General features: G+C 36.4%; 16 protein-coding genes. 14 read left to right on the top strand and 2 right to left on the bottom strand.

Annotation, left to right across the window (positions count from 1 at the left end):
- The first annotated feature begins 6 nt into the window (after positions 1–6).
- Positions 7–1,542: a tripartite tricarboxylate transporter permease gene (locus tag OEV98_RS15355; RefSeq protein ID WP_263074240.1), complete on the top strand. Its 1,536-nt coding sequence runs from the start codon at positions 7–9 to the stop codon at positions 1,540–1,542.
- Between the two features lie 21 nt (positions 1,543–1,563).
- Positions 1,564–2,949, top strand: coding sequence for an SLC13 family permease (locus OEV98_RS15350; protein WP_263074239.1), 1,386 nt, complete (start codon positions 1,564–1,566; stop codon positions 2,947–2,949).
- 172 nt (positions 2,950–3,121) lie between these two features.
- Here the strand turns inward: OEV98_RS15350 and OEV98_RS15345 are convergent, their stop codons facing one another.
- Complete coding sequence (locus tag OEV98_RS15345) at positions 3,122–3,907, bottom strand: TerC family protein (RefSeq protein ID WP_263074238.1); 786 nt, start codon at positions 3,905–3,907, stop codon at positions 3,122–3,124.
- 533 nt (positions 3,908–4,440) lie between these two features.
- Between OEV98_RS15345 and OEV98_RS15340 the strand changes: the two genes are divergently transcribed.
- Complete coding sequence (locus OEV98_RS15340) at positions 4,441–5,430, top strand: DnaD domain-containing protein (protein ID WP_263074237.1); 990 nt, start codon at positions 4,441–4,443, stop codon at positions 5,428–5,430.
- Between the two features lie 145 nt (positions 5,431–5,575).
- On the opposite strand, the gene OEV98_RS15335 is transcribed toward OEV98_RS15340, so the two are convergent.
- Entirely contained in the window at positions 5,576–6,682 is a 1,107-nt protein-coding gene (locus tag OEV98_RS15335; protein WP_263074236.1) for a PD-(D/E)XK nuclease family protein, read from the bottom strand.
- A 224-nt stretch (positions 6,683–6,906) separates the two neighbouring features.
- Here OEV98_RS15335 and OEV98_RS15330 point away from each other — a divergent pair, with 224 nt between their 5' ends.
- The 11 genes from OEV98_RS15330 (at position 6,907) to OEV98_RS15280 (ending at position 16,479) form a co-directional block, all read left to right on the top strand.
- On the top strand, positions 6,907–8,121 hold the full coding sequence (locus OEV98_RS15330) for an MFS transporter (protein ID WP_263074235.1): 1,215 nt from the start codon (positions 6,907–6,909) through the stop codon (positions 8,119–8,121).
- 196 nt (positions 8,122–8,317) lie between these two features.
- The gene (locus OEV98_RS15325; protein ID WP_263074234.1) at positions 8,318–8,641 is read left to right on the top strand and encodes an ArsR/SmtB family transcription factor; all 324 of its coding nucleotides are present in this window, start codon (positions 8,318–8,320) and stop codon (positions 8,639–8,641) included.
- 3 nt (positions 8,642–8,644) lie between these two features.
- The gene (locus tag OEV98_RS15320; protein ID WP_263074233.1) at positions 8,645–9,031 is read left to right on the top strand and encodes an SRPBCC family protein; all 387 of its coding nucleotides are present in this window, start codon (positions 8,645–8,647) and stop codon (positions 9,029–9,031) included.
- A 54-nt stretch (positions 9,032–9,085) separates the two neighbouring features.
- Positions 9,086–9,679 (top strand): YdeI/OmpD-associated family protein, encoded by a 594-nt coding sequence (locus OEV98_RS15315; RefSeq protein WP_263074232.1) that lies wholly within the window; start codon positions 9,086–9,088, stop codon positions 9,677–9,679.
- Positions 9,680–9,755: 76 nt separating this feature from the next.
- Entirely contained in the window at positions 9,756–10,166 is a 411-nt protein-coding gene (locus OEV98_RS15310) for a GNAT family N-acetyltransferase (RefSeq protein WP_263074308.1), read from the top strand.
- Positions 10,167–10,473: 307 nt separating this feature from the next.
- Positions 10,474–12,348, top strand: a complete 1,875-nt coding sequence (locus OEV98_RS15305; RefSeq protein WP_263074231.1) for a serine hydrolase domain-containing protein — start codon at positions 10,474–10,476, stop codon at positions 12,346–12,348.
- A 37-nt stretch (positions 12,349–12,385) separates the two neighbouring features.
- Positions 12,386–13,408 (top strand): serine hydrolase domain-containing protein, encoded by a 1,023-nt coding sequence (locus tag OEV98_RS15300; protein ID WP_263074230.1) that lies wholly within the window; start codon positions 12,386–12,388, stop codon positions 13,406–13,408.
- A 142-nt stretch (positions 13,409–13,550) separates the two neighbouring features.
- Positions 13,551–14,024: a hypothetical protein gene (locus OEV98_RS15295; RefSeq protein ID WP_263074229.1), complete on the top strand. Its 474-nt coding sequence runs from the start codon at positions 13,551–13,553 to the stop codon at positions 14,022–14,024.
- 2 nt (positions 14,025–14,026) lie between these two features.
- Complete coding sequence (locus tag OEV98_RS15290; RefSeq protein ID WP_263074307.1) at positions 14,027–14,518, top strand: hypothetical protein; 492 nt, start codon at positions 14,027–14,029, stop codon at positions 14,516–14,518.
- Positions 14,519–14,789: 271 nt separating this feature from the next.
- Positions 14,790–15,707: an ATP-binding cassette domain-containing protein gene (locus OEV98_RS15285; RefSeq protein WP_263074228.1), complete on the top strand. Its 918-nt coding sequence runs from the start codon at positions 14,790–14,792 to the stop codon at positions 15,705–15,707.
- Positions 15,700–16,479, top strand: a complete 780-nt coding sequence (locus tag OEV98_RS15280; protein ID WP_263074227.1) for an ABC transporter permease — start codon at positions 15,700–15,702, stop codon at positions 16,477–16,479. Before OEV98_RS15285 ends, OEV98_RS15280 begins: the two co-directional genes overlap by 8 nt.
- Positions 16,480–16,486 lie beyond the last annotated feature (7 nt).

Genomic DNA, 16,486 nt, shown 5'->3' with positions numbered 1-16,486 from the left:
TGCTTTATGAGTACACTTGAATTTTTATTACATGGATTTTCGGTTGCATTTCAATGGTATAATTTGTTATTTGCCTTTTTTGGTGTATTAATAGGTACTGCCGTTGGGGTACTTCCCGGAATTGGACCGATGAATGGGGTCGCACTCCTGCTACCAATTACTGCATCAATCACTGGCACCTTAAGTCCAGAACAAGCGGCAGCTAGCGGTATTATTTTATTGGCAGGAATTTATTATGGTGCAATGTATGGTGGTTCTACTACGTCGATTTTATTAAATACACCTGGTGAATCATCCTCAGTTATGACGGTAATAGATGGACATCAAATGGCTAAGCAAGGAAGAGCAGGTGCTGCGCTCGGTATTTCTGCAATAGGCTCATTCGTTGCAGGAATTATATCTTTACTAGGTCTAATTTTACTTGCAAAGCCGTTATCAGCAATTGCGATAAATTTTGGTCCAGCGGAATATTTCTCCTTAATGATTCTAGGACTTCTTGCTGTAAGTGGGTTAGTCGGAAAATCTATGACAAAGGCATTAATAATGCTTGTAATGGGGCTACTTCTTGGAACTATCGGGATTGATGCGGTATCTGGTGCTGCTCGTTTTACATACAATATTCCGATTCTCTACTCCGGTATCTCCTTTTTAACCATTGCAGTAGGTCTATTTGCTGTCGGGGAAGTGTTTAAGTCGATTTTAGAAAGGGATTCCAATTCTGGTGCATTGGCAAAGATTGACAAGCCATATCCAACGAAGCAGGATTTAAAGGATTCGGCATTGCCAATTACACGTAGTTCCTTTCTAGGTTTTTTAATTGGAATTTTGCCAGGGGCAGGAGCAACCATTGCATCGGCATTTAGTTATGTGATGGAAAAGAAGCTGAGTAAAAATCCTGAAAAATTTGGTAAAGGTGCTATCGAGGGGGTAGCTGCACCTGAAACTGCAAATAATGCTGCGGCAGGGGGAGCGATGATACCACTATTAACGCTAGGAATTCCTGGATCAGGAACGACTGCTATTTTAATGGGTGCCTTTATCATGTATAACATACAGCCAGGTCCTCTTTTGTTTGAAAATCATCCAAGTGTCGTTTGGGGCTTAATCGCAAGTATGTTTGTCGGGAACTTAATGCTCTTAATTTTGAATCTGCCATTGGTAAAAATATTTGCCAAAATGATAAGTACACCGGTGAAATATTTATTACCCCTTATCATTGCATTTTCTATATTTGGGGTGTATGCGGTTCAAGTGAATTCATTTGATTTACTGCTATTAATTCTATGTGGATTGTTTGGTTATTTTCTATCAAAAAATGATTTTCCTCTACCGCCATTAGTATTAGCACTAGTGCTAGGACCAATGCTGGAAAATAATATGATGAGAGCATTAACATTATCCAATGGAAATTATGCTATTTTTATTCAAAAACCAATATCTGCAATATTTTTATTGATTTCGGTATTATGGTTAGTTGTACCATTTCTACTGAAACGAAGAAAAAATAAAGGAAAGAATACCTCTGTAGAAATTGGTAATTAACGATGCATCATCAAATAGGAAGTGATTATTACGTACGGATTAATATTTATTGTTGTAAACCTACTAACATTGCTTCTGTTTTTATGGATTCCAGTAATACATGCAAAAATGCTTTTCATTCTTGTGTTTGCCTTAACCGGCTGGAGTATGAAAATTCTTCCCCAAGGAATGATATCGTTAACGATAATCGTCCTTATTCCACTATTTGGATTGGGGAGCTTTTCGGATAGCTTGGCAGGATTTAGTGAACCATTTGTTTGGCTACTAGTATCTGCTTTTGTTTTTTCTGGGGGAATGGAGAAGACGGGAATTGGCACAAGGATGTCTTTTAGCTTGCTGTTCTATGCAAAGGGGAAACCAAGTAGGATTTTATTATATGTCTTACTATCCATTGTCACTCTCGGCTTTTTTATTCCGACTTCAGCAGGTAGAAGTGCCACGATAATGCCGGTATCTAAAGGTCTTATTGCAATTGTAAAGGATAAGACACAAGCGATTTTTTATGGGAAAAGTATCATGATTGGTGTCGCACTAACGTCCAGCTTCGTTGGCTGGGGATTAATGACCGGATCGAATTCCTCTGTATATGCAGTTTCTGCTGTTAATTCAATATTGGGGTTCGAATGGAGTTATTCGTATTGGTTTTTATGTAATTTCCCAATCATGATCATTGTTGTATTTTGCTTTTGGCTTATATTAAAAAAATTATTTCTAAGACATGTTGATGTGGAATTGGAACAAATCGATTTCGTACTACAAGAACGAGCTTCCTTAGGAAAGATGAAGCCCTCAGAATGGAGAATATTAATCATTGCAATTTTCACACTTGTTGGCTGGGTAACAGAACCCGTCCATGGGCTTTCAGTCTCCTATATTGCGTTAATAGGGTCGATTATATCCTGCTTGCCCATCGTTGGAGTGCAAACTTGGGACGAGGTAAAAAAACGTATTGCCTGGGATACAATAATTTTATTTGGTGCTGGTATAGCCATTGCGGATGCAATGCACCGTAATAATACAGCGAGCTGGATTACCGCTAATATAACAACTATCATCCCAGAAATAACTCCACTTGGAGCTGCAGCATTTATTTTAGTACTAGTACTCGTCCTTCGGTTAGGGTTTGCAGAAATGCTCGCAATAACCGCAACCATTATGCCTATTACCATTAGTCTAGCAAATACTTGGTCGATAAATCCAATTTGGCTCATTCAAATCATGATTATCGCCTGTTCGTTTAGTTATTTCCTTCCGTTCCAATCTACAGCAAACTTGATTTCTTATAGTTATGGCTATTTCAAAGAAAAGGACCTTCTACTTACAGGAACGATACTTACTCCAATCGTCATCATTATTGTCATTATAGGTTCACTGTATTATTGGCCACTAGTAGGATTACATCCTTGATAAATAGGGGGTGAAAGGTGAAATTATAAATTTAAAACGTAGTTTGTAGCACTCTTTAATAGGGTGTTTTTCTTTTGTATTAAAAAGCAAAATTCAATAGAGAAACACCCACAAAAAGCATGTAAGACCTCTTGTGGGTGTGTATTTCGAAACTTTTCATTCTATAATTGTATTAAACACTTTGTCTTTCTTTTTCTGTAATAGCTGTTCCTTCTGTATGCGGAGTTTCTGTCTTTTTCGATCCAGATGCAAACCAACCGATAACGGCAATTGCTATCATCACAACCCAGAAAATCGAATTCCAAATCGGACCTTCGACAAAGGAGTGTGGGATGATATGTACTGCTTCATGGGCTAATGTGTGCATCACTAATTTTACCCCAACCCATCCAACAATTAACATCGCAGCGGACTCTAAACTTGGACGTTCGGTTAATAACTTAATGAATAATGCGGAAGCAAATCGAATAACAATCAGACCTGCAAGTGCACCTAATACAATCACGACAAACTGTGCAGTATCCATACCACCAATATGTCCAAAAGTAGTAAGCGGAAGCGCGATAACTAGTGCCACAGCAGCTAAAATCGAATCAATTGCAAAGGCAATATCTGCTAATGCAATTTGTGCAACAGCGGCTTTAAAGCTTTTTTGCTTTACTTGCTTCTCCCCATGGTCTTTTTTAAGGAAATGTTTTGCCGCAATAAAAATCAAGTATGCAGCACCAATTGCTTGCACTTCCCATACATTAAATAAGAATGAAATTATGAAAATGGCACCGATACGGAATATAAAAGCAAGTGCTAAACCGATATTGAGTGCTTTCCTTTGTTGTTCCTCTGGCAATCCTTTTGCCATTACTGCTAGAACGAGAGCATTATCTGCAGATAATAAACCTTCAAGTACGACTAAAACTAATAAAACTGTACCATATTGTAAAAATAAAGATAAATCCATTTGCAAACCTCCAATGTAATTTTTTTGAAAAATCAAAAAGAGAACAAAAAAGACCTTTGAATTATGAATAAGCTTCATAATTCAAAGGTCTTGTTAACAACCGAGGCTGCCAATAAAACCGATGGGAAATCCCATGTAATGACGGCTTTATTGTAAAAACTACTCCCCTTTGATTATCTACGAAATTATTTCCTTATTAAAACTATACAAATATCAGCAGAAAAAATCAATCCTTTTTTCTTGTAAGTTCAAAAATAATTTTGAGAATAAAAGAAACAAGCATACATAAAGACGGATAAAAGCGGTACTAATTCAAGGTTTGACGGATTTCGAAATGCCTATATTTGGTTCATTTAGTTTATAAAAAATATTTACAGAAAGGTTTATACGCTAGACCTTTTTAAAGCAACGATATAATGAATTGCCATTCGATAGAAATTTTTTAGTCCATTTTTCCTTTCTAACGATATAACAATAGTAGATGGTATTTGCCTTGATTAAAAAAATTATTCCATATTGAAAGGAAGAGGAAGATGAGTAATCTTGTAATCAATGAAAAACCGATGCTATTATTACCTAATTTTGCCAAGAAAATTGGTTTAAATGAAGCAATCTTTGTTCAGCAGCTTCATTATTGGCTGCAGCGAAGTAATCATGAACATGATGGGTATAAATGGGTATATAACACGTATGAAGACTGGCAAGCACAGTTTCCGTTTTGGTCAATTAGTACAGTCAAACGAATAATTTCCAAATTAGAATCAGAAAAAATAATCATCTCCAGCAATTATAATCGAATGAAAATGGACAAGACGAAATGGTATCGAATTAATTATGAATTATTAAATCTACAATATGGTGGGGAGGAAGAGGAAGGGAGGTCTCCATCGAAAACGCATAAAACTTATCCATCCCTTGGAGAGAATAAAAAAGAGGATCGCTTGGCTGAGCAAGAGGAAATACGACATTCCATTGTTTCGAATAGTAAGAAAGAGGAAACTCTATTGGGTCAAAATAATCCATCGGTGAGCGGGAAACTGGTACAAGGTGCTCCAATTTATTATCATTCCAACACTCGTAATCGTTCACTAAACAGTTCAAACTGGAAAACAAATGGTATCAAATGGAATAAAGCAATACCAGAGACTTCTTCAGAGATTACCCAAGAGGATTTTCAAAAAAAAATAATAACCACCATTACCACCAACGCAGCTGCCAACAAAAGGATACCTATAGAAAATGCCTTTCGGTTTTTCAAAGAAAATGGTTTTGGGACATTAAATCATTATTACGTAAGAAAAATCTCTGATTGGTCAACTAAATTATCAGAGGAATTGGTGATTGAAGCATTGAAACGAGCTATCGAGATGGGAAAAATGAATTGGAAATATGTTGATGCAATTCTTTCTTATTGGTTAAAGAGTGACTTTCAGACGATTAAACAAATTGAGGATGCGGAAAGGAAATTTAGGGAACAAAGGAATAGAAGGAGACAACAGATGGAAAGGCGGTATTGGAATTAATCGACCACCAATTTACAAGAAAACGAGGTATTTTGAATATGATAGTAACTCAGGGAGAGCGCTTGATTATTGATGTAAGTTTAGAGACAGGTCCACTAACAAAATCATTACGGACCTGTTGTTGGATCATGGATTTGATCGTTTTTTAATTAAGCAAATTTTCGTTTACCATTTCAGCTACGACTTTATCGATACATCCTTCGATAGCATTTACTTGCTGCTTAATCTGTTGAACGGTATCACGGATAGTAGTCCCTTTAATTGGTAGGGTCATCACCAGTAGTTTTGTGTTTTTCGATTTCGTCTCGATTCCATGCTGCTTCGTAATTTCCAAAAGTTTTTCTTGAAACATCTGTTTATTACTCATAAATGTCTCATACCCAGGTAAATGCTTGATTTTGTCATGGGGCTCATATGGATGCGTTTCAAAGCGAATACCTATTTCACGGATTCCGTTCTTTTGCTTATTTAGCAAATTAATATAAACATCAATGTGAATGTAAAAAGTTTGGGTAAGACCTACTTCCGTATGGGGTTCGGAGCTATACCAATTCTTCTTCGTGATCAAAAATAAAAAGTTATTCCGTCCCGCACCGGCAACTTCACCCCAACGCAAATCAAGGTTTGGATTCGTAGACATTGTTTCATAGAGAATGTTCTGCCAACAAATTTTTCGTTGCATCCCGTCCATCTCTACATTGGATGCAAGACTCTTGTATGGGGTTTGCATTGGTTCATAGAATCGGTGCAATGTCTCCTGAAAATCTTTGAAAATGGTTGAAAGAGTAGGGTCCTTAAGTGGCCAGTCGCCAGATAAAAATAGTTGATAGTTTAAGAACACATACTTGGAATTTTTTGGTCTAGTGGTTGTGTCTAAAGCTAAAAAAATAAAGTGAAATTTCGTGTCAGTTAAGTCAATGTTAAATCGTTTAGCCATACGCTTCCTAGCTTCGAGCGATTCATAACGATTCGTTTGTTCATTCCCTTCAGCAGAGCCCATTTTATTTTCGATAATAATCAATTGGATTTCCGAATCAGAAGTAGCTTTAATAATCACGTCCGGTGTCCCGATTGCTTTTCCGAGACCGACTCGAGTTTCGATTTCAAAACTAGCATTGTTGTCGACAAAAATTTTAGCTTCCTGCAAAAAGCACGCGAGAAACTGGTTATTATCATCTTTGAAACAATGGATTAGAAAATCGGAAATCGTATCTTCTTTATAAAAAATATTCAGCGCATCAAAGGTATTCATATTGTTTTACCTCCAACTTTTCTAGGATTGTATAGAATTATTGTAACATGAGAATTTCTATCATCTCTACCTATGATCATTAAAAGAGATTGATAGAATCAGCAGGAACTAGTAGAAAACTGTCGAATTATTTCATACAGTGGACAAAAAAAAAATGTAACATTATTCGATAGACGATTCGTGTTTTGTCCATTAGTGCTTATGAAGAGAAAGGCTGTATTTCAATGAAATCTAAGGCTAGTTTTCGTTTCATTTGGTTGAGTAGTGCCATTTCTGAATTCGGAGGTGCGCTTTTTACCGCCTGTAATTCTATCTTAATTTATGAGGTAACAGGTTCGCCGTCTGCATTAGGGCTTGTTTGGCTAATTTATTATATCCCTTCCTTTTTTATGCAATTATTTATTGGACCATATATTGATCGGTGGAGCCGAAAATGGACGATGATCCTTTGCCAACTCATTCGAATGGTACTTGCAACTGTTTTAGTTGTTGCGCTTTTTATCGATAATTTTACGATCGCCTTTATTTACATCATCCAGATTATTGTCGGATTAATCATGCCAATTTTCACACCAGCAAATCAAGCGATTTTACCTACCATTGTCGAGAAGGAACAACTCATAAAAGCAAATGCTTCGTTAGAGAGTATTCGCCAAGTGATGGCAGTAATGGGACCGTTATTATCAGGAATATTCATCGATCTATTGGCAATCGAATGGATTGTCTGTATTATTGCGACAGCATTTGGTATAAGCGCACTTCTCTTGATTAATGTTAAAGAAGAATACAAAAAAATAACGGAGCGAAACCGATGGATATCCGAATTCCGAGAAGGACTTCAATCATATTTCAAGCATAAATTAATTGTTTGGCTTGGAGTGTTCTTTGGTTTTGTCCAATTTGGTGTAGGGGTGACCATTGTTACAACTTTGCCTTATATTACGACAATTTTAGAGGAACCGTATGCAGCGTATGGATTGTTTATGGCGGGATTTCCAATCGGTTATATTTTCGGTGCCATGATAAATGCAAGATTAGGTACCATTAAAGGAATCGGGCTGCTATTTTCCACCTTATTTATTGGCGGGTGCACGTATATTTCCTTAAGTATAACGTCTTGGTATTCACTTGCACTTGTGACAGAATGTATCGCTGGCATCGCAATTGCCATCTTTACTATTTATAACCTCACACTTATTCAACGGGTTATTCCAAATCATGTAATGGGAAAGGTAACATCTGTGCGATTATTAATTATGCGGACGATGCTTCCAGCTGGTATTTTATTTGCAACGGTCGCTGTACAGTTTTACAGTATCCGTACACTCTATTTGGTAATAGGGAGTATCATTTGTATAACGGCATTGATTGGCTATTTTTATTTGTCGAAACAACAGGTTCAGGTAGTGGAATCATCGGGTACGAAAGTTACGCTATAGTGAGCGGAAAATATTAGTGACTGTATAGGGATATATTTTCAAAATACGCAAGTTTAGGCAAAATAACGGCATAATATAGGCTGAATCCATTATTACGATTCAGTCCTCTTTATTTTGTAATGGTGTTGACATGACACTAAATGGTGTCGTATAATTAAGACACCAAATGGTGGCTGATTTAAAAGGTGGGGTACATTTGAAAGAGAATAATCATGAGCGTGATGTTTATGCAGCCATTGCTGACCCTACAAGACGTAAACTACTGCAACTTTTGGCAGAGGCAGAGGAGTTACCTCTTAAAGAATTAACCACACATTTTTCAATGGGTCGGACAGCTGTTTCGAAACATTTGGCAATACTGAAGGAAGCCAGGCTAGTTATCGACCGGAAAGTTGGGAGAGAAACAAGGTATCGATTAAATGCCGATCCATTAAAGGAAGTAAAAGACTGGGTAAGTTTTTACGAGAAGTTTTGGGTGGATAGAGTGGCAATTTTAAAACAATTATTAGAGGAGGAATAAGCAATGACAGGATTTTCATTAGATTTTCAGTTTAAAAGCTCGATTGATAAGGTGTGGGAAGCGTTAACCGATTCGGAAACACTTGCAAAATGGGTGATGAAAAATGATTTTAAACCTATTGTTGGATATAAATGTCAATTTCGTAATGAACAATGGAATTTAATTGTTGATTGTGAAGTATTGGTTGTAGAGGAACCATATAAGCTTTCCTATACTTGGATTGGTGGTCCAATCGATACGATTGTGACATGGACATTAAAAGAAGAAGCGGGAATGACCCATCTTCACCTAGAGCATACTGGCTTTGAAGAAGAAAACCAAGCATTTAATGGTGCGAAATATGGTTGGGCAAATATGGTGAACGAGCTTAAAAAAGTTATCGGAGAGTAATGCGCGCTTCCATTCAGTTACTTCATTTTTTCATAAAAAAGGGGGTGTATCTCTATGACGAATAGTAAAACGAGTCGTAAAGTCGATGGATTTATAAGAAAAGCCACAAAGTGGAAAGCAGAATACGAGACATTAAGAAAAATTGTGTTGGATTGTGATCTGACTGAAGAAATTAAGTGGATGCATCCTTGCTATACTTTTGAGAATAAAAATATCGTGCTTATTCATGGCTTTAAGGAGTATTGTGCACTACTGTTTCCGAAAGGTGCCCTGCTAAAGGATCCGAATCATATTTTAATTCAACAAACAGAAAATTCCCAGTCCGCAAGGCAAATTCGCTTTACCAATGTACAAGAAATCGTGGAGCTCGAACCGGCTATAAAGGGGTATATTTCTGAAGCAATAGAGGTGGAAAAGGCTGGATTAGAAGTAGAATTTAAAAAGCATTCCGATTACCCAGTACCGGAAGAACTGGAAACGAAATTCGCAGAAAATCCAGAATTGAAAACTGCTTTTGAAGCATTAACACCAGGAAGGCAACGGGCATATCTCCTTTATTTCGCACAAGCAAAGCAATCAAAAACACGTGTGACAAGAATTGAAAAATATACAGAAAAGATCCTCGAAGGTAAAGGATTGAATGATTAGTTCTAGACTTTGACGAAAGAGAGTACGTATGGAAATTGTTGAATTAATAGCTAAAAATAAATAGTTAGAAAAGGCAATACAAGTTTTTTGGGAAAAATGGGGAAACGAGGATAATTATCCATTTTATGAAGATGCTATAGTACATTCCTGTTCTTCATCGGATTTTCCAAAGTTTTATGTAGCAATAGATAATGAACCGATTATTGGAACATATGCATTATTACGAAATGACCTTAATAACCGCCAGGACTTGTGTCCATGGCTAGCCTGCCTTTATGTAGACGAAAAATATAGAGGGAAGGAAATAGGATCAAAATTGTTGCAACACGGTTTAATGGAAGCTGCCAAAAAAGGATATAAAAAACTATTTCTAGCAACGGATTTGGAAGGCTATTATGAAAAATATGGTTGGAAACATAGTGGGCTAGTATATGGTGCTAGTGGTTATTCCATCAATTTCTATGAAAAAGAGACGAATGTTATGTAAAAATTAGTATAAAAGGAGCGATAATCTCTTTCAAAATAGGATAGAAGATGTCTTCAAATACATCAAATTCATAATAGCGGCGTACATCATTTTTACTGAAGGTAGATAAGTGAGGAACTTCTGTGTAGAAATCGAAGAAATCCGATAGAACAGAGCAGGAAGCTTTTCTAGGAAAGTTTAGCTATTAGAAAAAATACAAATTAAAATTAATGAAAAAACAATAAACTTTATGAAAATAACGAAAGAATTAATGATAGAATAATAGACAAGTAAAGTAGTTAGTCAAACGGTGAGGAGAAAACGTATAATGAAGCGATTTGCTGTCGTATTTTTGTTCTTGATTAGTCTTTCTCTTTTTACCCCCAGGGCATTTTCCGCTGATGAAACCACTACCCCTTCTGGTATTCCGATGGAAGATTTGGAGAAATTTATTGATGACTATGTAGCCGACTACATCGGATATACTGCTGCAGGTGCTTCTATTGTTGTCGTAAAGGATCAAGAAATTGTTTTCTCCAAGGGATATGGTTATGGTGATATTGCAAACGGAATTCCAATGGAAGCTAATACATCCATTTTGGAATGGGGATCGATTACGAAATTAATGGTTTGGACTTCCGTTATGCAATTGGTGGAGCAAGGAAAAATCGATTTACATGAAGATATCCGAAATTACTTGCCAAATGGGTTTTTGGAAAAATTATCGTATGAGAAATCGATTACGATGTTACATTTAATGCATCATACGGCTGGATACGAGGACAACATTTTTGATTTGCTTATTTCGTCCCCGAATCAAATGACAACCTTAGAAGAAACGTTGAAATTATCAGAGCCGAAACAAGTATACCCACCTGGAGAAGTCGTAGCTTATTCAAATTATACAACCTCGTTAGCCGCATTTATTGTGGAGCAAGTAACCGGGCAAAATTTTTATGACTATGTCGACGAACATATTTTATCAAAATTACATATGAACCAGTCGACCATTCATCTACCCGTGGAAGAAGATCCGGATATTCTTAAGAACATTACGAAAGGCTACAGCCTGCTAGATTATTCCCAATTTGAGGAATCCGTTCCGTTTTATATACCGATGTATCCAAGTGGTGGAATGAACGGAACAGCAGAGGATTTAGCGAAGTTTGCCATAGCATTAATGCCAAGAGAAGATAAACAAACACCATTATTTGGAAGCAATCAAACATTACAAGAGATGCTTTCCACAAGCTATTCCGTTAATGAAAATGTTCCAGGAAATGCCCATGGCTTTTGGGAGTATTCAGGTGCAAAACGAGGGCTATTCCATTCAGGGAACACCGTTGCATTTTCTAGTAATTTACATATGGTGCCTGAGGAAAATTTCGCAGTCGTTGTACTAACCAACCAATCCGGAGAAATTAATCTTTCGTATGGATTGGTAAAGGCATTAGTGGGTGAAGACGAACGTATGGTGGAAGATAATTTGCCGAGTAATTCTAACGTTGAAGGGACCTACTTATCCGCCAGGCGAATGATGGATGGCTTTCTGAGTCTTTATTACTACTATTTAACACCATTTCATGTAACGGCACAGAACGAGAATGAAATTGTAGTAGATGCTGCAGGATTGGAAGCCATTTATCAACAAACAAGTCCATATGTTTATCAAATGACGAGTGGGAGTGCTGCTTTCATTCCAAATGATATTTTATATTTCCATGTAAAGGATGGAGTGGTTAACCAAATTTCCACGACTTTTTCTGATTACTTACCGATGGATAAAAGTAATGCATGGCTCATGGTAACCTTGCTTTTATTTATTTTTTGCACAGTCTATTTTCTTGTTTCATCAATCTTTTTATTAGTACGAGCCATTTTGAAGCATCAACAGAGAAAACCATCTACTACAATATCGAAATGGAATGGTTTGTTACATCTTTCTGGAACAGGTATAATTGTGAACATTTTTGTGTTGGCGATTCGAATGTTAACGAATTCCAATCGAGCCTACTCGGAATTGTATATCCATTTTGGATTGAATTATGCATTCACAGTGTGTAGTTTATTATCCATTGTGATCATCTGCTTCCAAATGAAAAAAACAGCCTTGTCCAAGTGGCAAAATACAGGCTATCTCCTTTCCATGTTAAGCATTATTTTATTAATTGCTTGGATGATTGTATGGCAATTTTATGCGTAAAAAGAAACATTACTTTTACTAAGTTTGGGGGAATACGATGGAATCTACTATTCTGAATCGTTTAAATGAAATTCAATTGGAAAATAAATTTTCTGGAAGCGTCCTCGTAAAACAAAAAAATGAAACGATCGTGGAGGCATGCTATGGGTATGCCAATCGTTCTGAGCAAATAGAGAATTACATATGGACGCGTTATGGAATAGCTTCTGGCTGTAAACTATTTACCGCTATTGCCATTTGCCAGCTAGTGGAGGAAGGGAAGCTTTCTTTTGAAACAAAGCTAAAGGAATGTCTGGACGTGTCTTTCCCTAAATTCGATGAAGATATTACCATTCATCATCTTTTAACCCATACCTCTGGAATCCCAGATTATTTTGATGAGGACGAAATGGACGATTTTGAAGAATTATGGGTAAACACGCCGATGTACCATATTCGCTCATTAGAAAATTTTTTACCACTTTTTCAGGATTTACCAATGAAATTTTCGTTAGGTGAGAAATTTCATTATAATAATGCTGGATATATTATTCTCGGATTAATCGTCGAGAAGTATCGTCATATGCCTTTTACTAACTATGTTGAAGAACATATTTTTAAGAAAGCAGGAATGAAAGACTCAGGTTATTTTGTATTAGATGCACTTCCGAAAAACACAGCATTTGGCTATCTAGATCTTCCGAATGGAGAATGGAAGACAAATATTTACTCTTTACCAGTTAAAGGTGGTTCCGATGGCGGGGCATTTGTTACGGTAAATGATATGGCAAATTTTTGGGATTCCTTGGTCCACCATCAACTATTAACAGAGGAATTTACGAATAAATTATTAACACCATATGTTTCAACAAATGGGAACAATGGCTTTTATGGATATGGAGTGTGGATAGAAGAAATAGATCAAGAAGTGAATAAATTTCACTTAATGGGATATGACCCTGGAGTTAGTTTTCATTCGGCATATTATCCAAAAACCGCTACAATAAGTGTTATTTGTTCTAATAAATCAGAAGGCGCATTTAACATGATGAAAGCAATCGAGGATGCAATAACAATGTGAATAGCGCATGAAAAAGGTGTTTTTCCAATATGGATGAACACCTTTTTGTATTCGCTACCACTATTTTTTATAAAGATGAAATATTTATAGCAGTTTAGGGTAATTTATACACTAAATGGAATTTAATTAAAGGATGATAGGAATGTCCATAGTAATATTTGCATCTTTTGCCTGGTTAATTATGATTTTATTCGTTTATATGCCGAAATGGTTAACCATCGCCGAAATGATCTTTTTATACTTCATTGTTGGTATTATGACGGTCACTTTATTTACGATCCTTGATGTTAATTTGCATTGGGTTCCAGTTACCCGAAAGGTGGAACAATCACTGGCATTACATCTTTGTCGGTTTATTATCATTCCTTTTCCTGTTATTATGGCTGCGAGTATTTTCAATTCACCATTAAATATTCGTAGAAAATGGATGATAGTAGCATTACTAGTATTCGTATTGTTAGTAGGAGATTGGTTAATGCAAAAGTTTGAACTTATCTTCTTTCGTCACTGGAGTATGGTTTATTCGATATTTATGTATCCAGCGTTTATTTTCCTGTTATCCATGATTTCGAGACTGTATAGACGTTTAGACGGAGGAGGAATTAAGCAATCTTGAGAGTGTATGACCATCATTTTAATGCGAACGAGTGGTTTGTGATCCTCTCACTTGTCGTTGGGACGGTAGTAGTTTTAATACTCCCAAAAAGATTTCCGAAGCAAATAACTACTATTTATTTGCTTTGTGGCGTCTTTATTGGTTTTGTATTTGATCATACGTTAAGTATACTTCCTGTTAGTTTTTATGACTTGAATGATAACTCGAAATTCGAGCTAACGGATTTCTTATCCCATGTCATGTACGGATCTTATAGCTATGTTTTCTTTTATATTTACGATTGTTTAAAAGTAAGTCCAAAATTTTCGCTCGTGTATATATTAATATGGGCTATTATTAGCTTTTGGATAGAGAAACTAGGATTAGTATTTGGTGTTTATCATTATAGGCTCGGATATAAGCTTTTTTACTCCTACGTTATTTATTTGATGGTCCATAGTCTATGGGTTGCCCTTTATTATTTTATGAAAGCATATGGAGAGAAAAAAATTTAATGGATACAAATCTCCTGAAACTACATATGGTGTATTGGTTACAAGTATCTATATAGGAAACGCTCACTAGAAGCATTTGGGGCATTAATCCAAAAAGGATTAATGTTTTTTTATGCGGAAAAATATAACGTAATCTACCAAGTAACTTACAAAATAACCTCTGATGGAAATCCGCATTCATTCTTTATACTTTTTTTATACTTTTCTAGTGAAATTATTTATATCTGTCACTTATGATTACATATATCAGCAATGAGAGGGTGATTGATTAATGTCAGATACAATCTTGAAAGCAACGAATGTTTCAAAAATTTATGGAAAACAAAAAGCGCTTGATAAAGTAACAATCGAAATGAAACGAGGGATGATCTACGGTTTAATTGGAGAAAATGGCGCGGGTAAATCTACTTTTATGCGAACAATTATGGGGTTACTCTCTATCGATGAAGGGGATATCGAGTTGTTTGGAGAAAGTGGCAAAAAGGGATTACAGCTTGCAAGAAGAAGAATGGGTCAATCCATTGAGACGCCAGCACTCTATCCTGAATTAACGGCAAGAGACAATCTCCGCGTCCAAGCTGCAAACGGTGGGGTCAGTGAGCGAGAAATTGACCACCTACTTCGCTTAATGGGAATTGAAGGTACTGGCAAGAAAAAAGTAAAGAACTTCTCCTTAGGGATGCGTCAACGGTTAGCCATTGCATCCACTCTTATAACGAATCCAGAGTTTTTAATTTTGGATGAACCAACAAATGGATTAGATCCGTCTGGGATAGTAGAAATGCGCGAGATTATTCAACGATTAGTGCATGAACGTGGAATTACCGTGTTACTTTCCAGTCATTTACTTGATGAGCTTTCGCAAATTGCAACACATTACGGTATTTTGCATAAAGGAAAGCTCGTGAAAGAACTGTCAAAGGAAGAGTTAGCAAATGAAACTCGCCAATATATCGAGCTTGAGACTACTGCCGTCCAAAAAGCAGTTATTGTGCTCGATGAATTAGGAATATCGGATTATGAGGTTGTTCATTCTACGGGGATTCATATTTATGAACGATTAGATGATGTAGCAAGAATCAATCGCGCACTAGTACTTGCAAACGTGAATGTTACGCGGGTCGGCACGACTAGACAAAAGCTCGAGGATTATTTTTTACAATTAACAGGGGGAACAACGAATGTTTAATCTTTTAACAGCGGAGCGCATCAAATTATTACGAAGTAGAAAACTATGGATTGCCTTCCTTATTTTCGCATTATTACCGATTATCCAAGTAGCTAATAGCAAAATGACGGTGCATTATGGAACAGAACTCGTCCAGGCAACTGATACGGTTATTAATGGAGCAACCGGTATTTTGATGATGGAGAAAAATGGCTTGACGATATTACTTGTCATATGTGCATTTATTGGTTTTTCCGTTGGCGAAGAATTTCATAATGGAACAATTCGAAATGCTCTCTCGTTAGGTCGTAGCCGTACCCATTATTATTTATCCAAGTTAGTCATCGCCTCACTTTTAACATTTGTTGGTGTAATGGTTATGACGGTAATGGGAATGTTAAGCTTTTCGGTTGTATTTGGCTTTGGAGAAGTTGCTAATATTCCCCATTATTATTGGTTTGCAGTAAAAACATTTATTACGCTTTATTTCTTATTGCTTTCCAATGCCTCGATTTATGTCATGATTAGCTTTTTATCAAAAAACAGTAGTATTTCGCTGATTTGGAGCTTTCTTTATACAATTGCCACAGGCTTTGGAGCCGGGATTTTTCAGCAAACGGAGCACTTTAAGCAAGTCACCTATTGGTTTACCGAATCATTTTTGTTTTATTCGGATTTCGCTAGTCCAACAGATATTGCGAAATATCCGGAAATGCTAGTAGTAAGTCTCATCACAATCGTGGTATCATCAACAATAGGAATCCTTCTGTTTAAACGAGCAGATATAAAGTAGGTTGAAT

The organism is Perspicuibacillus lycopersici, assembly GCF_025660475.1.
Classification (GTDB): Bacteria; Bacillota; Bacilli; order Bacillales; family Caldibacillaceae; genus Perspicuibacillus; species Perspicuibacillus lycopersici.
Note: the sequence above shows the minus strand (reverse complement) of the source record. Positions and strands in the feature narration are given on the sequence as shown.